This window comes from Neobacillus phoenicis, from assembly GCF_047302305.1.
Lineage (GTDB): Bacteria > Bacillota > Bacilli > Bacillales > Cytobacillaceae > Neobacillus.
Map to the genome: position 1 here is coordinate 3,421,630 of NZ_CP154847.1, position 20,905 is coordinate 3,442,534.

Below are 20,905 nucleotides of genomic sequence, written 5' to 3' on the forward strand. Positions count from 1 at the left end.
CTTCTACTTTTATTTGCACAGTTTGTTGACTCTTAAGTTTTTTATAGCGCCCGGGGACTATTGTTAATTGTCCTACGGGCACACATTATTTGCCTAATGCTCTTCTTACAACAATATCCTCAATCACGGGATGACCACTTAAAGGGCCCGTATGAAGGATTTGCTGCCCTTCCTTTTGCCGCTTTCGAACCTCTTGATTCACTTCAGCAGTAAGCAGTCCAGAGAATAATAAATAAGGGACAACCAGCACTCGACCAGCCGCACCTTCTGATATCATCTCTAACCCTTCACGCAGCCTTGGCTCAGCAGCAGCCATGTAACATACAAACACATGTCTGATTCCTAGCCGCTCACTGATTCCGCTAGTGATTCTTGCAAAATCCTCGTGTACAACCGGATCACTGCTACCTCTTCCAACAATCAATATTCGGTCTTCCGGTTCTAAGTCCCCGGCCGTAGAATGAACCAGCTCTGCTATTCCATCTAGAATCGTCCCCTGGACACCAAACGGATCCTTCACATCTACCTCAATATGAGGATATTTGACCTTCAATGAAGAAAGTGCGTGAGGAATATCCTGTTTTATATGCCCTGCAGCTAAAAGGAACAAAGGGATGACAGTAATTTCTGTCGCTCCCCTTTCCACACAAAGCTGAAAGCCTTCCTTAATCAATGGATGGGTCAGTTCAAGAAAACTGATTTCCTGAATCGGAAAATCCACTCGTTTTATTACCCTTTGGATAAAAGCTTTCGCTTCCTCCGCTCCTTTTTTCGAACGCGTCCCATGACCAATGTAAAGTATTGCTTTCATAGAATTCCTCTCTTTTGGGGATCGAAATCTTCGACCACTTAATAACTCAAGACTATTTTAAACATTTATTTTATTCAAATCATTAAATCCAATAGGATTACTATTATTTATTGTAAACTACTACAAGCCCAATAGGAATACTTAATTTCAGCTTATTTTACATCCCGGTCCTCTTTATTTTCCTCTGTTCGGGCTCATAGGCTTCTTATATGCGACCGGTTCCTCTTTCTTTTCCTCTATTCGGGCTCATAGGCTGCTTCTATGCGACCGGTTCCTCTTTCTTTTCCTCTGTTCGGGCTCATAGACTGCTTCTACGTGACTAAGATTATCCATGCCGTATTGGCAAACTAGGCATTATTTCTTCATGGAACCAATTTAGATCTTTATGAAGACGAACAACCTCTCCAATTACAATCATACTCGGATTTGAAACACCTGCAACCTTCACCCGTTCTTCAATCGTTTCAAGCGTTCCAACAACCGTTTTTTGATCACTTAATGTTCCCCATTGGATCAGAGCGATAGGTGTCTGAAGCGGTTTACCGTGTTGTATTAGTTGATTAATAATCGTAGAAAGATGTGAAACTCCCATATAGATACAAAGGGTATCAACCCCTTTTGCTAAGTGTGACCATTGGTGCTCCGCCGCTAGGTCCCCTGCTTGATGACCTGTAATAAAGGCAAAACTTCTACTCAAAAAACGATGGGTGACAGGAATTCCTGCATAAGCTGAAGCGGCAATGCCTGCCGTGATCCCTGGAACTACCTCAAAGGGAACTTCATTCCTCAAGCATTCCTCGGCTTCTTCTCCCCCACGGCCGAACACAAAGGGATCCCCTCCCTTTAATCGAACGACCTGAAGGCCCTTTTTTGCATATTTAACTAAGAAATGGTTTATCGTTTCCTGCTTCATTGTATGGTAATGTGGAAGTTTACCACAGTATACCAGTTGGGCTCCCTTTTTTGAATGCTTTAAAAGTTCAGGATTTACCAGCCGGTCATAAAGGATGACATCTGCTTGCTGCAGGTACCTTAATCCTTTTACTGTAATTAATTCTGGATCACCTGGACCCGCACCCACTAAATACACCTTACCAACCACGGCTACTCATCCTTTCTATATTCCCAGTTAAATAATGTTCTTATCCTGCAAATATTCAAATATTTGTTTAACCGCTTCTTCCACCGTTAATTGATCGGACCTAACCGTTATCTCTGGACATTCCGGCGCCTCATATGGTGAGTTAATTCCTGTAAAATCTTTAATTTCACCGCGGCGTGCTTTTACGTATAGCTGCTTTGGATCTCGTCGCTCGCATTCTTCCAGAGGGCAATCGATAAATACCTCGATAAACTCCCCTTCCTCAAACAGTGCTCGAACCTGGTCGCGGTCAGAACGGAAAGGTGAAATAAAGGCTGTAGTCACAATAGCACCACTATCGACAAACAGTTTGGCCACTTCCCCAATTCGTCTAATATTTTCTGTACGATCCTGGTCAGAAAAACCTAAGTCTTTATTTAAACCATGGCGGATATTATCTCCGTCCAGGACATACTCATTTAATGCTTGACGAAACAATTCACTAGAAACAGCATTCGCTATGGTTGATTTCCCAGAGCCTGACAGCCCCGTAAACCAAAGTACGCAGCTTCCATGACCATTTTTCGAGTGGCGTTCTTGCTTTGAAATCGATGATGTATGCCATGTAATATTTGTTGCTTTAGTCATTGTTCATCCTCCTTAGACCGTCGTCGTTTCTTTCATTCCTTCAATCAACACTTCTACTACTTCTTTACGACTGAAAGTAGATGGTGGAAGTGTTCCTGCTCGCAGCATTTCTCTCACCTTTGTTCCAGAAAGAATAACACGGTCCTCGTTGCTGTGTGGGCATGTTTTATCTGAAGCCATACCTTCACATTTGTTGCAATAAAAGCTATGTTCAAAGAACAATGGTTTAATGCCAAGTTCTCCTTCTTCAAATTCACTAAAGATCAGCTGTGCATCGTACGTTCCATAATAATTGCCGACACCTGCGTGATCGCGTCCAACGATGAAGTGTGTGCAGCCGAAGTTTTTACGGGCAATCGCATGAAAAATGGCTTCACGTGGACCTGCGTAACGCATCGCAGCCGGATACACTCCTAGCTGAACTCGTTCAGTAGGGTAATAGTTTTCTAATAAGACACGATAACTTTTTAATCGAACGTCTGCAGGGATGTCATCTGACTTTGTTTCCCCAACTAATGGATTAACGAAAAGCCCATCTACTGTTTCTAATGCTGCCTTTTGGATGTATTCATGTGCGCGGTGAATCGGATTTCTTGTTTGGAAGCCGACCACTGTTTTCCAGCCTTTTTCTTCAAATAAGGCACGCGTTTCTTTCGGCTCCAACCATACATCTGTAAAGACGCCCTTTTCTGGTTTTTTAATGAGGGTTACTTCCCCTGCTACATAAACGGGACCTCTTTCATAAAGGCGTCTCACACCTGGGTGAGCCAGTTCAAGTGTTTTATATACCTTTAGTGCTTCTTTATCTAAGTCCGGTTCATACCATTCAGAAACCTTAATAACTCCATAAACCTCATTGTTAAAAATCAACTTAATTTCCTCGCCTGCCTTTAATGTGGCTGCCGTTTCAGTGGAAACAGGTAGTGTTACAGGAATAGACCAAATCGTATTGTCAGCTAGGCGCATACTCGAAACGACTGATTCATAATCTGCTTTTCCAAGGAACCCAGTAAGCGGGCTAAATAGTCCAACACCTATTAACTCGAGGTCACTCAAGGCAATAGCATCAATTTCTAGTTCTTTTTCAATAAGTGATAGATCTAAATTTGGCTTGTATGCTTGGATTAGTTTTCCTCCATGCGGTTTTGGTAAAAATGACAACAAAATCAAATCCTTTCTTTAGTTAACCGTTTTTTCGGCTACAATTTTATATATATTAAACTAAGATTCTAATGGAAAATACTTAGTCTTTAGCAACTTCTTGTCTTACGGGAATAGTAGTTTTCTGTTTTTTCATTAATGACAGGACCCCAAACACAGAAATTAACGCACCGCCCATGGCGATAATTGGGTAGAAATTATGTTCAATAATTAACTGAATCAACGTGTAGGAAAGGACCATTGATAATACCGGTGAAACGATCCAGACTGTAAGCAGTTGAACCACAATATCTTTTTTTAGCACGGCTTTCCCGTGTTTCGCAAAGCCAATTCCAATAATGGAAGAGGTCGTGATTTGCGTAAGTGGTACGGGTATTCCAAACATTGATGCAATCGTCACAATTGTTGCACCTGTACCAGAGATAACGCATCCTTCCTCCAGTCTAAGTGTGGTAATCTTTTTTCCGTTTGTTTCAAGAACCCGATGGCCTAATAGCAAGGCGCCTAGTGCAACGAAGATGCCTCCCCAGAGAATACCATCCCCTGTTGAAAGGATGTTGGCACCTACAAGCGGTCCAACCGCATTCGCCACATTGTTCATCCCTGCAGAAAAGGCCTCAAACATACCCATGATTAATACAAGGACAGACAGAACGGGGACTGCTTTGGATGCTTCCAGCCATTTTTTCAGCTGTTTAATTTTCAACACGTAAGAAGCAATAATGGCGATAAGGAAGGCAGCAAATGGTGTCAGGAGCCAAAACAACATAATCCAGACAAGATGACTCACGAATACGGATTGATATACAATCCCAGCACCGACCACTGAACCAACGGCCACTTCACTTGTCGAAAGTGGAATGCCAAATATATTGGCCAAGAACAATGACAAGGCAGCTGATGCTAAAACGATTAAGGCGATTGGAACCGTAAATGTACTATTTGGAACAATTCCGTTGCCAATCATTTTGACCACTTCACCACCGCCAAGCCATGCGCCAAAGAACACTGCAATGGCACAAAGCAGTAATGCTAGCCTCTTTTTAACTACTCCAGCTCCGTAGGCAATTCCCATCGAAGCGGCAGCCCCGCTAGCCCCTATATTAATTGCGAAAAATAATCCGATTGTAATGGCAATGATTGTGAGCAAATGATAAGCCCTCCCTATTTCGTGTGTAATCCACACTCAGTCTTGCTGCTTCCAACCCAGCGGCCAGCACGTGAATCTCCATCCGTCCCAGTTGGCTGTGTACATGGAAAGCATCCGATACTTGGATATCCATGATCATGCAGGGTATTGTACGGCAAGTCTTTTTCTTTGATGTAGCTCCAAACTTCCTCCCAGGTCCAATGAATTAATGGGCAGATTTTGATATTTTGAAATTTGTCGTCCTTATTTATAAACTCTGTATTTGCTCTTGTTGGTGATTGCTCTCTGCGAAGCCCCGATATCCAAGCTTGTTTCGCAGTTAATGTTTCTCGTAACGGAATGACCTTACGAATATTACAGCATTGACCGGGATCTCGTTTCCATAAGGCTGAACCATACTGTGCTGCTTGTTCATCAAGCGTAAGGTTTGGAAGTTTTCGTTCAATTTTCAAGCTAGGAAATCGTGCTTCTATCTTGTCAATGACTTCATAGGTTTCCGGGAAGTGTAAACCTGTATCTAAAAAAACAATATGGGCGTCGGGCTTAATTTGTTGGATTAAGTCAATTAACACGATGGCTTCTGCCCCAAAGCTAGATGCATACACAAGTTCTTGTTCAGAATAGCTACTGTATGCCCATTCTAAAACGGAACGCGCTCCTTTGGTTTCATCCTCATATAAAAATGTATCTGATAGTTCACGCCAATTTTGATAAGTTACTGTAGTCGTCATCTCTACAGGCCTCCTTTTCATTCATAAAAATAAGGTGATCATTTTTTGCTCCGCCTTTTTCAATAGAAAAAGGCGGTCTCCTTGTAAGTAATAGTGGAGACCGCCTCTAGTTTGTCTAGTCAGCGATTTTTATTCGATTGGATACGAACCTTTTCAATTTTTTCAAGTTGCACAATCTTGCCATCCTGGACAACTAGTGTAATTGAACCAAATTGTAAGGTTTCGAGCATTTTCTCAAGCTGAGCGAAGAGTTCTTCCTTTTCGTTTTCTTTCAGTTGGTTCGCCCCCCTTTATCAATCCAGGAAGATTTTATTCATTTACTAATTTAATAATTTATTGAAATTAATCCTACCATACCTATAGGTTTTATGTAAATGAAAAAATTTAATTTTTTGTATATTAATTTTTGCACCTTTTTACACCTTATAATTGAAGTCAAAAACAATAAAAAAATAAGCGTCCAAAATCCGACATTACACCGTTTTGGACGCTTATTATCAATGTCTTTATGACTAGTTTTACCTTTGTTGTTTACGAGAAAAAGGACCTAGGTGATTAAAGCAATGTTTTCCCTGCATCTGGAGAAAGATCTGGGTCACCTTTCCCAACGATAATCGAGCTTTCTGCCTGAATATCATTATCTTCCAGGTTTGCTTCTACATTGTTGGCCGTCTTACTAGACGTACCTTCCTTCACTTTGTTATGGAGTTCTTGTGGTAACATCTTTTCTTCCTTGTTCATATTAACACCATCCTTTAAAATGTAGTGTTGGTTAATCCTTACGAACTATACATTTATATTAACTAACCTTCTTATTAATCTTTCTTGCGGCGGTGAGTTTAACAAATTGATCCGCATGTTCATGACCAACAGCCACGTTTTCATTTACTATTCCCGCGGTGAATAAGTCCTTTTTCATTTTTTGTAAAAGTAAGTCCTTAAAAAGAACCGATCGATTCGGAGCTATTTTTGCTGCTATGTCCCATAACCAATTTTCCATGTGAATACTGATTGCTTTTTTACTAAACTCTTCCGAACCATTCTTAATACCTAACCTTCTTATTGGTTTTCGATCTGTGGTAGCTGTCATTAATTTGCGCTTGTATTGAATGATATTTAAGTATACCTCACCTAACAGTTCAGAAACGGTATCTGTTTCAGTCATTAATTTCTCGTTAATTAGTTCCAATTTTATTTTTTCTAGGAGTAAATCCCTAAAAAACTTAGATCTATTGGACTCTACCTCTTCAACTAAATCCCACATCCAACATTCTAGGTTGAGGCTGACGGATTTTTTCTTATCAGAAGAGATCTCTTGTCTTTTTTTCATTTGATTCTCACCTCAATATAAAATAGTTTATTCAAACAGCCTTTTTGAAATAAATTATCTAAAAAATCGATGCATGGATATTTGCTGATCTCTATTTTTGTTGTAGAGTTTCTCAACTTCTTCCTGATGACAAGCTTCTTGTAGACTGAGCGTCCGTTTTTTTATGGTTATCGAAAGGAATAAAATATTGATAGTCATATCTATCACTCCTTCACTCTAAAAGAGTATTGTTTTATTTGATATCCTTAGTATAGAAAAACTTGGGAAAAATTTAATCAACCGTAAGACGAAAGTTTCCTACAATCTTAGACTCATTCGTTTATCAGTCTTTAGTTGCATATTATAAAACGACCAGTCAGTTTATATCATTATATTTTCTCTTTTGAATTTTTGTCAATTGAATGCGCCTGCAATTATAAATATTTTTATTATTATTTTTACTGAATTTTAGAAACGGCTGATGAATTCCATAGCTTTAGACGAAGAAAAGACAAGAATGGTTTCTTGTCTTTTCAAAGTTTATGATTTTATTTTTTCTAAAAACATTTGTTTCATTTCGGTTAACACTTGTTTAAAAGGATAATCCGTGTAAACGGACTGTATGGTAACTCCATTAATCATCGACCAAAATAAGTCTGCCATTACTTCTGGTTGAAGGTCTTTCTTGATTTCTCCTGATTCTTGTCCCTCTTTAATAATCTCAGAAATCAGGTCGACAAAATACTGTTTTCTACGTTCTGTTAATTTTTCTGCTAATTCAGGGTGTCTTGAGGCATGGAGTTTAAATTCATCATGAACGATAAATTTCCCTTGAATTTCTTTATTAGAAAAGTCAACCCATATATAACAGTCAAATAAGAAATTGATTTTTTCAATCGCACTACTGTAAGTTCCAAGATCCTTCACTAAACTTTCATACGTTTCTTTAGTGTCTGTATTCATTAATTCGAGGTATATCTCATCTTTACTTTTAAAATAGTTATAAATTGCTCCTTTGCTTATACCTGAATGCCCCACAATATCGTCGATGGTTGCCACTTGGAAACCCTTCTTTGCAAAACAAACTAGAGCACTTGCCAAGATCTCCTTTTTTTTCTTCTCTTTATGTGAGTCTGAAACAATTGGCGGCATTAATTTACCTCCGTTCTAAAAAATGTTTAAAACATTTACAAGTTTCTTTAATTTAATTTAAACATAGATGGACCTATTAAAAAAAGACTATTTAGTCTAAATAATATTTTTTACTAGATAAAATATGTTTTGCTTCATATTGGCAACCTGCGAAAAATAATTATTATTGATTTTGTGATTTTTAATGGAAATATAGCAGTAGCAACAACTGACCGAACCTACTTAGTTAAGGATGAAGGGGGTAATAAGTCCATTGTATGGGAGAAAGATGTTGGTGGTAATAACCTTAACTTTGATGAATTATCCATTTATATTGCCAATAACAATGTGATTCATTCATTAAATGGGCAAACAGGTGAACTAAAATGGAGCTATACAATTCCTGCTGCTACTGTGATACAGGGTACCATTTCGGTTTTAATTACCATTGCAATGTTAATGGAAGCCAATAAACTGCCAACCAGTGAAATTTGGGTTGGTCAGCGGCTAATCATTCAGAAATAGCGGCAACAGCCAAAACACATATAGTCATAGCCGGTGATACCCTTTGGAAAATAGCCAATCAATATGGCACCAGCATCCAGGCCATTGTTGACAAAAACAATCTCACCAACACAAACATTTGGGTTGGCCAAAAACTACTTATTCCATAACAGCAAACAGTGTCCACTTGAGGTGGACACTGTCTTTTTGTGGTGCCTGACACCACTATTATTGCATAGGATTGCTGAAGTCGTTTATGAGGATTTGAACTTCGTCGCCTTCATTTATTTCTCCGGGGCGTTCGACAGCGCAGACGATTCCACGTCGCTTGTAGGCGGCTTTGACAAATTTCGCGGCCAGTTTTGGGTGGTTTTCGTAATGTTTTTGGATCATCTCACCAGGAAATATACAGGGTTGATTTTCTCCCATACAAATTAACCCTGCTCCACTTGGGAAGAGAAAACGTGAGCCCATCGTAAGCTTCGTTAGCTCTGGTAATCCGTTCAATAACAGGTTCGCACCCAACCATTCCGGCAGAACATATTCAACCCCGAGGCCTTCTGCTATCTCTACAAGTTCTTCTTCCGAAACAATTGTAATTTGACGACGATTTAAAATTTCCGTCCCTTTTGGATACATTGGCTGCCGTGAATCGGAGGGTACGACCATACCGAAATGACGGTCCCCTCTTATCCCGCCAAACTCAAGTGTGGTATTACCGATCCTTCTTGTCAAAAATGATTCTGGTTGATCTGCTATTAATATGGCATTTATCTTTGCTCCCGCATTTTTCATGATATACCTTCTTCCTTTATAAAAAGTCGAGCCCAGCTTGAGCATCTGAAATTATTTAGTTCCCCATATGTATGTCCTTTATTTTTTGCTAGTGTAACGGCAAGATTATTTCATGGGAACAAGTATAGTGGATTACTACCTAAGGAGTAATTTACTGATGGACATTGTTTTTTTAGCATTGTAACAGTATTTACCCATATAATTATTTTACACCATATTAAAGGGGGAATTGATTATATGAATCAACAAACTTTAATATTGGATTTAGATGATACCCTTATCCACTGCAGCAAGTATTTTATCAGATCAAAAAACCAATTTGCAGAACAGATGCAAGACTGGTTTGATTTCCTTTCAAAGGATGAAATTTTACAAAAGCAATTAGAAATTGATGTAAAAAATGTGGATAAACACGGCTTACATTCTTCACTTTACCCAGAATCATTCGTATTAACCTACAAATATTTTTGCGTCAAATATGGTAGAGCGTTAAAGAAAAGTGAAATCGAGCTTGTTCGTAGAATGGGGCAAGAAGTGTTTGAACTTGAAGTACAGCCCTTTCCTTATGTATATGATGTATTAGATAGTCTGCAGGAGGATGGTCATCGATTGTACCTCTTTACAGGCGGAGATAGGAAAAATCAAAGAAGGAAGATTAATCAGTTAGGATTAGATCGATACTTTGAGGACCGCGTGTTTATCCATGAGCATAAAAATTCTACTACGTTAAAAAAAGTGCTAAATAGAATAGAGTGTGAAAAAAAATCAACGTGGATGGTTGGAAATTCTCTAAAAACGGATGTAAAACCTGCTATCGAGTTAGGCATCAATGCGATTCATATTCCGTCCGATTTTGAATGGAGTTATAATATCATTGATTTAGAAATTGAACCAAGTGGGACATTCGCCGAGCTCGAATCCCTTTTACAGCTTCCGGTTTATTTAAGAGACTATACCTTCATTCATGAAGCAATATAATAGAAAAATGGCTTGGGATTCCCCAAGCCATTTTTCTATGCTTTTTCATATTTCTAAGAATTATTTTGACTACTTAGTATCTCGTTCACTGTTGTTCTCATGGAATAAATGACGGTTTTCTTGTAGCGTGCAGCTATGAGCAGCACTCTAATTTGTTCAGATCGGGATAAATTTTTAAAACGAGGCTCTTGTTTCAAAAAAGAACGAACGATTGACCAGCTGGGTGGCATTAAAGGAAAGTCATCTAGGGGTTGTTTATTCCGTAAACGATAAAGCCACGATATCATTCCGGTTGAACTACTTTTATCGACAATACATGGGGCATAAATATTTTTTGTATGTTTTTTAAGGGATTCGAATCGATCCTGCCCACTCACAATAATATAGCTGCCATCTTTCCGGTTTTTTTTGACAACTAAAACAAACATGCAGTCCCACATTAATCTTTGGAGTTTCTTAATATGCTCCGTAATTTTAAGCGATAAATCAGGTTTGATTTTGTTCAGTGGAATATACTGTATCGTGAATTTCATACTCAGCCCCTCCTGTTTTTCATGCTTATCTTTGGATCCTTGCAGCAGGTGCATTGTACTGATAAAGATAGTGCTAATGATGACCTTTAACTAATTCATCTGTAAGATAATATGTATGAAATGAGCGCATGTCACATACCTATAAGGGGCAATTCAATTTACTCAATATTGCTTTTTAATTTAGCTAATTTCTTAAATTTCTTATCGTAACTTTGTCGTTCAAGAAGATTATGAAGCCAGAACCTTGCCTTTTCTTTATCCCCTATTTTTATAAATGCTTCTATGGCTTTTTTGAGATTGCTATTGTATCTGAAATTTTCATCTTTCATTAATTCTAGACATCGATGAAAGCTGTCTGAAGCTAATTTGTATTCCTTTGTTTTGGAATATAATAATCCCAGATAAAAGTATCCACTTGAAATTTCTTCTTTCCTAAAGTGTAGTTGTTTAACTGCAGAAGTCATAATTTGAATTGCCTTATTTCTTAAGAATAAATTCTCATATGTATTGGCCCTATACACAAAGTCTTCGTACTTCTTTAAGGGTTTAATTAGTGAAATAATCCCCATACCTACACCTCATATCAATAAAAAAGATTTATTTGTAGTTTTCTACAACTATTCACTAAATTAAACAAGCTTTTACATAGCCTATAAAAAAGAACAATGCGATTGGACTCACATTGCTCTTTTACACCCACCTATTTTCATTTTGGATAAAGTATTTCATCAATAATCCCATACTCTTTTGCTTCTTCTGCACTCATAAAATAATCTCGGTCCGTATCCTTCTCGACTTTTTCAAACGGTTGGCCGGTACGTTCTGAAATGATCTCATTAATATGCTCTCTGAGCTTTAAAATTCTGCGTGCGGATATTTCTATTTCCGTAGCCTGCCCCCTTGCTCCCCCTAAAGGCTGATGGATCATGATTTCACTGTTTGGCAGAGCGTAGCGTTTTCCCTTTGTCCCTGCGAGGAGCAACATGGCTCCAAATGAGGCCGCCATACCCGTGCAAATCGTGCGAATGTCAGGTTTAATGTATTGCATCGTATCAAAAATGGCAAATCCTGCAGAGGTAGAACCACCGGGGCTATTAATATAAAGTGAGATTTCTTTATCAGGTGCATCGGCTGCTAAAAATAATAATTGGGCAACCACACTATTCGCCGTATGGTCGTTTATTTCATCTCCAATGATAATAATTCTGTCCTTTAATAATCGTGAATAAATATCATAGGAACGTTCTCCTCGATTAGACTGCTCAATTACATATGGAATTGTACTCATTTACTATTCCTCCTTTAAGCAATGATTGGCTATGCAGCCATACAGAGAGTGCTTGAAGGAGAGAAATTTGGACGGGTCTTTTGGAAACTACTAGAAACAAGTATAGATTCCGTAATAATACTTTTTAACGAAGGTATTGCATCAATCAGAATGGTAGGATCTTGATCTTTCAGCGCCTCATAAAAAAGATCTGCAAGCTGCTCCCGCTCTTCTACATCCCAAAACGATTCCAAATTAAACGACTCATCTTCTTCGTTTGCTTTTTCCAATCGTTTTTTCGCTCGGTGGAGATTGGACTTCACCGCTATTTCTGTTACTTCCAGAATATCGGCTATTTCCTTCAGTTGATATTGAAAAGCTTCTTTTAAAAGAAAGATAACCGCTTGCTTAGGAGTGAAATTTTTCAAAAGCAATTCCACTGAGTCATTTAGAGCATCAAGTTGATGAGTAGTAGCATGACTTGCACAATCAGAATCTGTTTCCATTGTTTCCTTCTTTCTTTTACGAAGCAAATCAATCCAGTGATTGTAAGCCATTTTATTTAACAAAGCAGAAGTCATCTTTTGCGGTTGATTCAAATATCTTAAGGCCTTAAGATACGTTTCTTGGGCGATATCCTCTCCATCCCATTTATTTTGGGTTAAAAAGTGACAATACCGCTGAAGTTTCGGATAATACTCCATCCAAAAGGCTTCCTCAAACCCGTTTTCGTCCTCTGAACTTTCTATGTTGTCCTGTCTAAGCTCGTGTGACATTGATTTCACTCCTTTGCACTCTCTACCCTATAAACGTTTCAAGGAGGGTGAAAAGATACGGGGTCAAAAAATTTTTTTGTTAGTGATACTATATGTGGCTCGGATTGGAATTAACCCTGTCCATCCTTTATTAATGCACTAGGTAGACCCGCTCAGGGCGGCCAACAGTCCCATATGAGAGGTCTGCCTCAATTTTTTCTTCTGACACCAGATGTTCTAAGTATCGTCTTGCAGTCGTGCGACTGACGCCAATTTCTTTAGCCACCAGCTCGGCCGTAAGCCCTCTACCTTCCCTGCCTAGGACCTCCAATACCTTTTCAAGTGTCAGCGGATCGATTCCTTTAGGTAGATAAACCCTTTCATTCCCTCCACCTTCATTCTCTTTGCGCAACAGTTTGTCTACCTGTTGCTGGGTGACATGAAGACTCTCTCTGCCAAATTGGATCAGTTTTGTATGATACTCTTTATATCGTAACAATGATTGTTTGAAACGTTCAAACACGACGGGTTTAATAATATAATCGAATACACCAATACTAATGGCTTCCTGAACTTTGTGAATCTCTTTTGTTGCTGTAATCATGATGACATCCATTTGTTTGGTCTGCTGTTTCGTTTCCTTTAGTAAGTCTAGTCCATTCATATCTGGAAAATACACATCTAGTATAAGTAAGTCTGGCTGGAGGATCTCAATTAACGTTTTTGCCTCAATATAACTGGCTGCAATCCCAACTGTCTCAAACCCCTCTATTTGTTCAAGAAACCGCTTTTGGATTTCCGCTACCCTTAGATCATCCTCAACAATTAACACGGTGATTGTTTGACCGCTATTCATACAAATCCCCCCTTGCTTTTTGGTATTGCTACTGTGAAAATCGATCCTTCTCCCGCATTCGAAGAAAATGTAATTGTTCCCCCTAAGTCATTTAGCGCTTTTTGCACTAAACTAAGTCCAATACCAGCATTGCTGCTTGTATTTTTTGTGGTAAAACCTGCCTGAAAAATCTGTTCACTCGTGTCTGAATCCATCCCTTTGCCGTTGTCCTCTACTTCAATAATCAGTTCTTTACCCAAATCGGTCAAAAATAAAGAAACACTCTTTTCTTGCTTTTCATTTTCCTTTACAGCTTCAAATGCATTATTGATGAGGTTTCCTATTACTGTTACTAATGCCTCTCTGCTAATTTCAGGTGGAACATCTTTAAAACTGCTTTCTCTATCGATCGAAAAATGTATTTTCAACTCGCTTGCTAAACTAACTTTTCCTAAGATAAACCCTGCAATAATAGGATCAGGTACTTCTTTCATTAAGAATTGAATGAACCCCTGGGCAACATCTACTTCTTTTGAAATAAAATCAATGGCTTCCTGATAGGACCCCAGTTGAATCAGGCCAAGTAGAGTATAGAGACGATTCGAATATTCATGGGTTTGGGCGCGCAATCCCTCTGCGTAGGCTTTAACATGGGATAATTCCTGCAGTAGCTGAGCAAGCTCCGACTTATTTCGAAAACTGGCAACAGCGCCAACTACTTCCCTTTTGTTATTAAAAATAGGAATACGATTGGCTAAATACACCTCGCCCATAATAATTATTTCCTGGTCATACTCGGCTTGTCCCGTCCGAACCACTTCAAGCAGGTTGGTATTAACCAGCACCTCTTCAATTTTTTTTCCTCTCAGCAGGATATGATTGGGCACCTTCAAAATCGTATGAGCGGTTTCATTCACGACCGTAATTCTCCCATCGGTATCGATGGCAATGATTCCCTCATGAATAGATTCCAAGATTGCGTGTTTCTCTTGGTACATCCATGCGATTTCTTTTGGTTCTAGTCCAAAAATAGCTCTTTTAATATTTAACGAGATTAATAGAGCTGCCAATAACCCGCCTATTAATATAATTAATGCCGCAACAAAAATTTTCTTCTGTAACTTTGAAATCTCTTTTTCAATATCCGTTTGCAAATAGCCAACTGAAACCACGCCAATGACTTCCCCATCACTAAAAATGGGGGCTTTTCCCCTAAGGGAAGGACCTAACGTCCCCGTCGATTCGGAAATAACAGACTCTCCTTTAAATACTTGACCATTGTCTCCCCCTACCATTTTTTGACCCAAACGATCCGGGTTGGGATGCGAGTAGCGGATTTCGTTTCTGTTCCCTATGACGATAAATTCTGCCCCCACTTGTTTTCTAATATTTTCAGCAATGGGCTGAATAATCGTTGAAGGATTATTGGTCCGAAACGCTGACTGAATCTCTGGCATATTGGCGATTGATTGAGCAACTGATAACGCTTTGGACCCGATTTCATGCTTCAAATTTGATTCCATAATATTTTTAAATGTAAATTCTATAATCGTTCCAAGGACAATAATAAGTATGGAGATTCCTAGCATTAGCTTCGTATGTAAGCGCATAAAAACACCTCTAACTCTATCATAATAAAAAAAACTCCTATACAAAAGGAGTTTTTTCTCAATCTTCAGAATCTTACCCTTCTACATTGATGATTACTTCTTTCCCTCTTCGTTTCATCATGAACGGAACAACCAGCCAAAGGACAGTGATGAGAAGGAATGCTAAAGAAATCGGCCGTGTAACAAATACACTGTAATCACCATTCGATATGGTCAGGGCTCTTCTAAGGTTATTTTCAATCATTGGTCCGAGAACTAGACCAAGAACTAGCGGGGCAATTGGATAATCATTTTTATTGAAAAAATATCCGAGAACACCACACCCCAACAAAAGGAGGAGGTCGTTCGTTGATACCTGAACGGCATAAACACCGAAAATGGAAATCGCTATAATCATAGGAATTAAGTATTTCTTTGGTGTTTCAATAATTTTAGCGAACACCTTCACAAGTGGTAGGTTTAAAACTAGCAGCATAATGTTACCGATGAACATGCTGGCAATTAATCCCCAGGCAACCTGTGGATGGTCTTCAAATAACAATGGGCCTGGCTGAACATTGTACATCATCAAAGCCCCCATAAGTATAGCTGTGGTGCCTGAGCCTGGTATTCCTAATGTTAATAATGGAATCATGGCGCCCCCAGATGCTGCATTATTCGCTGATTCTGGTGCCGCCACCCCCGCTATCGTTCCGGTTCCAAATTTAGCAGGAGTTTTGGAAATCTTTTTTTCAAGAATATAAGAGAAGAAGGATGCAAGTGTTGCCCCGGCGCCTGGTAAGATGCCAACAAAGAAACCAAGGATACTCCCGCGGGCAATCGGTCCAGCTGATTCTTTCAACTCCTCTTTGGATGGCAGCAGATTATTAATTTTTGCTATATCCACTTCTTCTTCTTCTTTTTCTAAAATGGTCTTGAATACTTCACCGAGCGCAAACAACCCTACCGCTATCGTTAGAAACTCAATTCCTTGGTAAAGCCATGGGACATCGAATGTAAATCTAGCAATCCCGGAAACACTATCAATTCCAATAGTTCCGAGTAATAACCCACAAACAGTCATGATTAAAGCTTTCGTTACCGACTTACCAGCTAATCCGCTAACAGCCCCCAGTCCCAGGAGCATTAAGGAAAAATATTCAGCGGGACCAAATTTCAGGGCCACTTCTGATAAAGGCTTGGCTAGGGCAATCAAGGCTATTAGTGTCACGATTCCAGCTACGAACGATCCAATTGCTGCGATGGATAGTGCACTGCCTGCCCGTCCTTTCTTTGCCATCTGATAACCGTCCAATGTTGTGACGACAGAGGATGATTCTCCTGGTGTATTTAATAGAATGGATGTGGTAGAACCCCCATACATCGCTCCATAGTAAACTCCTGCCAATAGTATGATTGCACTTGTAGCGGCTTGTTCTGGTGGAAGCCCGCCAGTAATCGATGCCGTTACCGGAATAAGAAGTGCCACACCGCTCATCGGACCAATACCTGGCAATACACCAACTGCAGTTCCAATTAAAACCCCAACAAAAGCAAAAATGATATTATACCAAATAAGGGCCGTTCCAAAGCCTTGAAATAAATAATCTAATGTACTCACGATCTTTCCTCCTCTCCTCTAGTGCTTTAGTTAAAACCAAATAGGCCAACCTGGAAGTGTACCTTTTAACACCTCAACAAATAAAAAGTAAACGATTCCTGAAAAAGCAGCAGATATGATTAGGGATGTCACCCACTTCGAACGTTCCATGGTTTGAAAGCAAACAAATAAAAAGACAAAAGTGGTAATTACATATCCTATTGTTTCCAAGGTTAAGATATAAACCAGTGTGGCGACTAAAATGATTAAAAACGGCTTATATTCTAATTTGCCCTTTTCCCTATGCTCTCCCTTTAAGATGATTGTTTCATAAAACAAGCGAATACTTAATAATACAAGGATAATACCAAGAATAAATGGAAAAATATCAGGACCAACTACACTACCATAGGACGAGCTTGATAGCTGCTTACTACCAATCATAAATAACACACCAACCGCAAGAAACATGACTGATGCGACACGATCGAATTTGATATCCATCTTCATACCCCCTCCTTAACTAATAGGGGAAGGAGAGCGTACACTCCTTCCCACACCATTACTTTTGCATGCCCAATGCTTCTAATAATTGCTGGACTTGTTTATCTTGTTCTTCTAAAAACGTTTTGAAATCGCCACTGTTTTTGTACTGTAGCTCCCAGCCTTGAGTTTCTACTTCCTTCTTCCACTCAGGTGACTTGACAAGCTTATCAATCGTTTTTTCCCAATACGTTTTTGCTTCCTTAGACATCTTTTCAGGACCGAATACTCCGCGCCAAATCGTAAATTCGGCGTCAATTCCTTGTTCCTTTGCGGTCGGAACATCTTTAAAATCACCTGTTAACCGATCAGTTGAAGTGACAGCTAACACTCGAATCTTACCTGCCTTTAAAAATTCCTTTACACTAGAAGCGTCGGTTCCGATCACATCCGCATTTCCTCCAAGTAGTGCAGTAATCGCTTCCCCACCGCCATCATAGGAGACATATTTAATTTTCGTAGGGTCCACACCGTATTTGTACGCTGGAAGAATGGAAATCAAATGGTCCATCGAACCAGGTGCGGAACCGCCTGCAAATGTTAGTTTAGTAGGGTCCTTTTTCACGTCATCCAAGACAGATTTAAGGTCCTTATATTTTGAATCGGCTTTTACAACAATGGCACCGAAATCCTTCGTTAGCTGCGCTAATGGAGTGGTGTTTTTGTAGCCGTAAGGACTGTTTCCTTCCTTTTTGAGGTTGTTAATAATGATCGGTGGTGAACTAACAAAGAGCATATCGTTGTTTGCCGCTTGCTGGGTAGCGTACTCGGCCATAAATACAGCTCCACCACCACCTGGCTTATTCTCTACTGTCAATGGCTGAGTTACCAATTTTGTCTCGCTAAGTACTTTTGTAAAGGAACGTGCGGTTAGATCCCAGCCACCCCCCGCACCCGAAGGAGCTACAACCGTAATGGCTTTCGTTGGATAGCCTGTACCTTCTTCCTTTTTACCTGAGCTAGCGGTTTCATTACTGCTGCAAGCACCAAGGCTTAATGCCAATGCACCTGCACACATGACTGCTGAAATTCTTTTGAATGAAAACATTTTGTTTCCCCCTTGTAAACGTTTTCTTAATTTTACAAAATCTTTTGCCCTTGAAAAGATTATGTATTTAAACAGCATTAAAATCTTAGAAACCATTTTGTTCATTTTGTTCACGGGAGGAAATTTGGAGAATTTTGCAGAAAAATAATAGTGGACTATTTTTATAAGCCTGATATAATCCAATTAGAATACATTATTACATTTAAAGGTGGGCACTATGGGGAACACTTGTAGGTATGTTGTCAACGCACTTGGAAAAGGTGGGGAAACATATTATACGCGTTGTAAGGACAAACAAGAATTGAAGAATTGGATTTCTACTAATCGTGAAAAATTAATAATGGACGAATTAATAATTACTGATAAACAACAAAGTCTATTTTCCAAATGGTTAGGCATGAAAAAATTATTTTAACGACAAGACGCCATTCTTATTAAGAATGGCGTCATTTATTTGCTATTTTAATTGATTACTCATCTAATTCTCTTAGTTTTTTGCGTAATTCAATCATTACGGCTCTTGGGTTTTCCATTTCAAAAATAATATATTTATATTTTCCAAACCCGTCTACTTCTAGGTGAACCAGGGGAACATTGTGTTCACAGGATATAAAATACCACTCATTTCCAAACTTAAAACTACCTTCAAAAATGTTTAGTGGTGCAATCGCAGTGCCAGGCATTTTAAGCATCCACATCGGTGGATCAAATTCATCGATATAGACACGTTTAATTGCCTTGTAAGGAATTCTCAATTGCCATTTGAGTGCAAATACACTCAGGACCCCGTTTAACCTAAGCACAAATTCATCCTTGGTAAAGTTTACTTTTCTCCCCACTATAGTCACCCCGCAAGCGGATTTCGATCACCCATTATCTTTTATTTTACCACTGGAATAATAAGTAAACCATTCCTTTTACAAAAACAAAAAAGGACCAACCTGAAGTTAGTCCCATTTTTGATGGTATTTTAGTACCGGCAAAATGTCCACCTCAAGAAGACAAATGTCCACAGATAGTGCCTGACACCCAAATAGAATCTACCCTTCTATTGTCACGAATTTCTTCTTCTGGATGTAGATCAGTCTGAGGGATAAGGCGATTCCTGCTGCTAGTAGTCCTACGGTTAATCCTATCCAATAGCCCCTTGCTTCTAAGCTTGTGTAATGGGCCAATGCGAAGCCGACTGGGAGACATATTAGCCAATAGGCGATTAACGTCATGATAAACGCGAGATTGACATCCTTATACCCTCTTAATGCCGCCTGTGCTGTTGCCTGAATGGCATCAGATATTTGAAAAAACAGGGCAAAGATTAAAAAGTTAGCTGTTAAATTGATTACGGCCGTTTCGTTCGAATATAAGCCAGCTACTTGATAACGGAACAAAACCACTAACAATCCCGTAAAGAGGGCAATGAAAATAGCCAAATACACCCCAAGCCAGCTGTATTGTTTGGCGTCTTTATAACGCCGTGAACCGACTTCAAAGCCAACAAGAACGGTCAGTGCCGTGGAGATACTAATGGGAATCATATACAAGAATGACACGATATTTAAAGCCGATTGATAAGCTGCAATCGTTGTGACGTTAAATTTACTTAATAGAATCGTGACCACTGCAAACATACTTGTCTCGAAAAAAGTGGAAAGTCCCATGGGGACACCTATCTTTAAAATTTCCTTACATTCTTCCCACGAGAATTCCTTCTTGTTACTGAAAACCGGATAGGATGAGAATGGATCTTGTGTTTTTACAATAAAAATCGTCATCCCCATGATGGCCCAGTAAGTGATCGACGTCGCATATCCTGCTCCAGCGCCCCCTAACTCTGGAAAGCCAAAATGTCCAAAGATAAACGCGTAGTTCAAGAAAAAATTTAGTGGTAACGATGCGAGCATGATCACCATAATCACACGGGTTTTCCCTAGAGCGTAAATAAACGATCTTAGAACGTTAAAAATAAAGAGAGGGACAATTCCAAAACTAAGACCAACTAAATAATCAAATGCGGTGTCTTGAACCGCCTTAGGCAGTTTCATTTTGTCTAAAATGGGATCTAATAAAAAGGATCCCAGAATAATAACCACGAGGGCAATTAAAAAGGAAAGATACATACCATGTTTCACAACAGAGGACACTTCATTATTCCGCTTTTCACCAAATCGTTGTGCCGCAATAGGTGAAACCGCTAGCAAAATGCCGCTGATTCCCATAAAAATAGGGCTCCAAACCGAGGAGCCAATCGCCACTCCTGCTAAATCGGAAGAATGATATTTCCCTGACATAATCGTATTAAAAAATACCATCGAAAACATGCCTAGCTGTGTAATTAAAATGGGAATTAATAAGACAATTATTTGTTTTGTCTTTTCCCTGATTGTAAAGGTCTGATTCATAACAGTGTGCTCCTTGTGATTAAAAATCCGAACCTTT

Annotated in this window: 26 protein-coding genes; 3 read left to right on the top strand and 23 right to left on the bottom strand. The window is 39.2% G+C overall.

The window, feature by feature from the left end; genetic code table 11:
- Nucleotides 1–85 precede the first annotated feature (85 nt).
- From AA0X95_RS17695 to AA0X95_RS17745, 11 genes are all read right to left on the bottom strand, one after another.
- Nucleotides 86–811 carry a sirohydrochlorin chelatase gene (locus AA0X95_RS17695; protein ID WP_413300116.1) on the bottom strand — a complete coding sequence of 242 codons (726 nt, stop codon included), beginning with the start codon at nucleotides 809–811 and terminating at the stop codon, nucleotides 86–88.
- Nucleotides 812–1,136: 325 nt separating this feature from the next.
- Complete coding sequence (gene cobA / locus AA0X95_RS17700; protein WP_413300118.1) at nucleotides 1,137–1,913, bottom strand: uroporphyrinogen-III C-methyltransferase; 777 nt, start codon at nucleotides 1,911–1,913, stop codon at nucleotides 1,137–1,139.
- A gap of 27 nt (nucleotides 1,914–1,940) precedes the next feature.
- Complete coding sequence (cysC, locus tag AA0X95_RS17705; RefSeq protein WP_413300120.1) at nucleotides 1,941–2,540, bottom strand: adenylyl-sulfate kinase; 600 nt, start codon at nucleotides 2,538–2,540, stop codon at nucleotides 1,941–1,943.
- A 12-nt stretch (nucleotides 2,541–2,552) separates the two neighbouring features.
- A complete protein-coding gene (gene sat / locus AA0X95_RS17710) occupies nucleotides 2,553–3,701 on the bottom strand; it encodes a sulfate adenylyltransferase (RefSeq protein WP_413300122.1) in 1,149 nt (382 codons plus the stop codon).
- 82 nt (nucleotides 3,702–3,783) lie between these two features.
- Nucleotides 3,784–4,851: an inorganic phosphate transporter gene (locus tag AA0X95_RS17715; RefSeq protein WP_413300124.1), complete on the bottom strand. Its 1,068-nt coding sequence runs from the start codon at nucleotides 4,849–4,851 to the stop codon at nucleotides 3,784–3,786.
- Between the two features lie 14 nt (nucleotides 4,852–4,865).
- Nucleotides 4,866–5,582, bottom strand: coding sequence for a phosphoadenylyl-sulfate reductase (locus tag AA0X95_RS17720; RefSeq protein ID WP_413300126.1), 717 nt, complete (start codon nucleotides 5,580–5,582; stop codon nucleotides 4,866–4,868).
- Between the two features lie 119 nt (nucleotides 5,583–5,701).
- Nucleotides 5,702–5,857, bottom strand: a complete 156-nt coding sequence (locus AA0X95_RS17725) for a YezD family protein (protein ID WP_308084189.1) — start codon at nucleotides 5,855–5,857, stop codon at nucleotides 5,702–5,704.
- A 280-nt stretch (nucleotides 5,858–6,137) separates the two neighbouring features.
- Nucleotides 6,138–6,323, bottom strand: coding sequence for a hypothetical protein (locus AA0X95_RS17730; protein WP_413300128.1), 186 nt, complete (start codon nucleotides 6,321–6,323; stop codon nucleotides 6,138–6,140).
- 58 nt (nucleotides 6,324–6,381) lie between these two features.
- On the bottom strand, nucleotides 6,382–6,912 hold the full coding sequence (locus AA0X95_RS17735) for a hypothetical protein (RefSeq protein ID WP_413300130.1): 531 nt from the start codon (nucleotides 6,910–6,912) through the stop codon (nucleotides 6,382–6,384).
- A gap of 54 nt (nucleotides 6,913–6,966) precedes the next feature.
- Entirely contained in the window at nucleotides 6,967–7,110 is a 144-nt protein-coding gene (locus AA0X95_RS17740) for a YrzI family small protein (protein ID WP_413300132.1), read from the bottom strand.
- 321 nt (nucleotides 7,111–7,431) lie between these two features.
- On the bottom strand, nucleotides 7,432–8,043 hold the full coding sequence (locus tag AA0X95_RS17745; RefSeq protein ID WP_413300134.1) for a TetR/AcrR family transcriptional regulator: 612 nt from the start codon (nucleotides 8,041–8,043) through the stop codon (nucleotides 7,432–7,434).
- Nucleotides 8,044–8,172: 129 nt separating this feature from the next.
- On the opposite strand from AA0X95_RS17745, the gene AA0X95_RS17750 reads away from it, so the two are divergent.
- Complete coding sequence (locus AA0X95_RS17750; RefSeq protein ID WP_413300136.1) at nucleotides 8,173–8,547, top strand: hypothetical protein; 375 nt, start codon at nucleotides 8,173–8,175, stop codon at nucleotides 8,545–8,547.
- A gap of 207 nt (nucleotides 8,548–8,754) precedes the next feature.
- On the opposite strand, the gene AA0X95_RS17755 is transcribed toward AA0X95_RS17750, so the two are convergent.
- Nucleotides 8,755–9,324 carry an MOSC domain-containing protein gene (locus AA0X95_RS17755; RefSeq protein ID WP_413310086.1) on the bottom strand — a complete coding sequence of 190 codons (570 nt, stop codon included), beginning with the start codon at nucleotides 9,322–9,324 and terminating at the stop codon, nucleotides 8,755–8,757.
- 234 nt (nucleotides 9,325–9,558) lie between these two features.
- Between AA0X95_RS17755 and AA0X95_RS17760 the strand changes: the two genes are divergently transcribed.
- The gene (locus AA0X95_RS17760) at nucleotides 9,559–10,299 is read left to right on the top strand and encodes an HAD family hydrolase (RefSeq protein WP_413300138.1); all 741 of its coding nucleotides are present in this window, start codon (nucleotides 9,559–9,561) and stop codon (nucleotides 10,297–10,299) included.
- A 53-nt stretch (nucleotides 10,300–10,352) separates the two neighbouring features.
- Here the strand turns inward: AA0X95_RS17760 and AA0X95_RS17765 are convergent, their stop codons facing one another.
- From AA0X95_RS17765 to AA0X95_RS17805, 9 genes are all read right to left on the bottom strand, one after another.
- Nucleotides 10,353–10,832 (bottom strand): hypothetical protein, encoded by a 480-nt coding sequence (locus AA0X95_RS17765; RefSeq protein ID WP_413300140.1) that lies wholly within the window; start codon nucleotides 10,830–10,832, stop codon nucleotides 10,353–10,355.
- 158 nt (nucleotides 10,833–10,990) lie between these two features.
- A complete protein-coding gene (locus AA0X95_RS17770; RefSeq protein ID WP_413300142.1) occupies nucleotides 10,991–11,401 on the bottom strand; it encodes a tetratricopeptide repeat protein in 411 nt (136 codons plus the stop codon).
- 137 nt (nucleotides 11,402–11,538) lie between these two features.
- Nucleotides 11,539–12,120: an ATP-dependent Clp endopeptidase proteolytic subunit ClpP gene (gene clpP / locus AA0X95_RS17775; protein WP_413300144.1), complete on the bottom strand. Its 582-nt coding sequence runs from the start codon at nucleotides 12,118–12,120 to the stop codon at nucleotides 11,539–11,541.
- 29 nt (nucleotides 12,121–12,149) lie between these two features.
- On the bottom strand, nucleotides 12,150–12,875 hold the full coding sequence (locus tag AA0X95_RS17780) for a sigma-70 family RNA polymerase sigma factor (protein ID WP_413300146.1): 726 nt from the start codon (nucleotides 12,873–12,875) through the stop codon (nucleotides 12,150–12,152).
- Nucleotides 12,876–13,005: 130 nt separating this feature from the next.
- Nucleotides 13,006–13,710, bottom strand: coding sequence for a response regulator (locus AA0X95_RS17785; RefSeq protein ID WP_413300148.1), 705 nt, complete (start codon nucleotides 13,708–13,710; stop codon nucleotides 13,006–13,008).
- Nucleotides 13,707–15,299, bottom strand: a complete 1,593-nt coding sequence (locus tag AA0X95_RS17790; protein WP_413300149.1) for an ATP-binding protein — start codon at nucleotides 15,297–15,299, stop codon at nucleotides 13,707–13,709. The genes AA0X95_RS17785 and AA0X95_RS17790 overlap by 4 nt, the downstream gene beginning before the upstream one ends.
- A gap of 73 nt (nucleotides 15,300–15,372) precedes the next feature.
- Entirely contained in the window at nucleotides 15,373–16,899 is a 1,527-nt protein-coding gene (locus AA0X95_RS17795) for a tripartite tricarboxylate transporter permease (RefSeq protein ID WP_413300151.1), read from the bottom strand.
- A 30-nt stretch (nucleotides 16,900–16,929) separates the two neighbouring features.
- Nucleotides 16,930–17,382, bottom strand: a complete 453-nt coding sequence (locus tag AA0X95_RS17800) for a tripartite tricarboxylate transporter TctB family protein (RefSeq protein WP_413300153.1) — start codon at nucleotides 17,380–17,382, stop codon at nucleotides 16,930–16,932.
- Nucleotides 17,383–17,440: 58 nt separating this feature from the next.
- Nucleotides 17,441–18,469 (bottom strand): Bug family tripartite tricarboxylate transporter substrate binding protein, encoded by a 1,029-nt coding sequence (locus AA0X95_RS17805; protein ID WP_413300155.1) that lies wholly within the window; start codon nucleotides 18,467–18,469, stop codon nucleotides 17,441–17,443.
- A gap of 217 nt (nucleotides 18,470–18,686) precedes the next feature.
- On the opposite strand from AA0X95_RS17805, the gene AA0X95_RS17810 reads away from it, so the two are divergent.
- Nucleotides 18,687–18,884 (top strand): hypothetical protein, encoded by a 198-nt coding sequence (locus tag AA0X95_RS17810; protein ID WP_413300157.1) that lies wholly within the window; start codon nucleotides 18,687–18,689, stop codon nucleotides 18,882–18,884.
- A 55-nt stretch (nucleotides 18,885–18,939) separates the two neighbouring features.
- On the opposite strand, the gene AA0X95_RS17815 is transcribed toward AA0X95_RS17810, so the two are convergent.
- Complete coding sequence (locus AA0X95_RS17815; protein WP_413300159.1) at nucleotides 18,940–19,308, bottom strand: hypothetical protein; 369 nt, start codon at nucleotides 19,306–19,308, stop codon at nucleotides 18,940–18,942.
- A 201-nt stretch (nucleotides 19,309–19,509) separates the two neighbouring features.
- Nucleotides 19,510–20,868, bottom strand: coding sequence for an MATE family efflux transporter (locus AA0X95_RS17820; protein WP_413300161.1), 1,359 nt, complete (start codon nucleotides 20,866–20,868; stop codon nucleotides 19,510–19,512).
- Nucleotides 20,869–20,905 lie beyond the last annotated feature (37 nt).

Coding starts and splice junctions, on each gene's coding strand:
- AA0X95_RS17770 (WP_413300142.1), bottom strand. CDS start 11,401: ATGGGGATTATTTCACTAATTAAACCCTTAAAGAAGTACGAAGACTTT.
- AA0X95_RS17780 (WP_413300146.1), bottom strand. CDS start 12,875: ATGTCACACGAGCTTAGACAGGACAACATAGAAAGTTCAGAGGACGAA.
- AA0X95_RS17745 (WP_413300134.1), bottom strand. CDS start 8,043: ATGCCGCCAATTGTTTCAGACTCACATAAAGAGAAGAAAAAAAAGGAG.
- AA0X95_RS17810 (WP_413300157.1), top strand. CDS start 18,687: ATGGGGAACACTTGTAGGTATGTTGTCAACGCACTTGGAAAAGGTGGG.
- AA0X95_RS17740 (WP_413300132.1), bottom strand. CDS start 7,110: ATGACTATCAATATTTTATTCCTTTCGATAACCATAAAAAAACGGACG.
- AA0X95_RS17820 (WP_413300161.1), bottom strand. CDS start 20,868: ATGAATCAGACCTTTACAATCAGGGAAAAGACAAAACAAATAATTGTC.
- AA0X95_RS17800 (WP_413300153.1), bottom strand. CDS start 17,382: ATGGATATCAAATTCGATCGTGTCGCATCAGTCATGTTTCTTGCGGTT.
- AA0X95_RS17785 (WP_413300148.1), bottom strand. CDS start 13,710: ATGAATAGCGGTCAAACAATCACCGTGTTAATTGTTGAGGATGATCTA.
- AA0X95_RS17720 (WP_413300126.1), bottom strand. CDS start 5,582: ATGACGACTACAGTAACTTATCAAAATTGGCGTGAACTATCAGATACA.
- AA0X95_RS17760 (WP_413300138.1), top strand. CDS start 9,559: ATGAATCAACAAACTTTAATATTGGATTTAGATGATACCCTTATCCAC.
- clpP (WP_413300144.1), bottom strand. CDS start 12,120: ATGAGTACAATTCCATATGTAATTGAGCAGTCTAATCGAGGAGAACGT.
- AA0X95_RS17695 (WP_413300116.1), bottom strand. CDS start 811: ATGAAAGCAATACTTTACATTGGTCATGGGACGCGTTCGAAAAAAGGA.
- AA0X95_RS17730 (WP_413300128.1), bottom strand. CDS start 6,323: ATGAACAAGGAAGAAAAGATGTTACCACAAGAACTCCATAACAAAGTG.
- AA0X95_RS17790 (WP_413300149.1), bottom strand. CDS start 15,299: ATGCGCTTACATACGAAGCTAATGCTAGGAATCTCCATACTTATTATT.
- cysC (WP_413300120.1), bottom strand. CDS start 2,540: ATGACTAAAGCAACAAATATTACATGGCATACATCATCGATTTCAAAG.
- AA0X95_RS17765 (WP_413300140.1), bottom strand. CDS start 10,832: ATGAAATTCACGATACAGTATATTCCACTGAACAAAATCAAACCTGAT.
- AA0X95_RS17735 (WP_413300130.1), bottom strand. CDS start 6,912: ATGAAAAAAAGACAAGAGATCTCTTCTGATAAGAAAAAATCCGTCAGC.
- AA0X95_RS17805 (WP_413300155.1), bottom strand. CDS start 18,469: ATGTTTTCATTCAAAAGAATTTCAGCAGTCATGTGTGCAGGTGCATTG.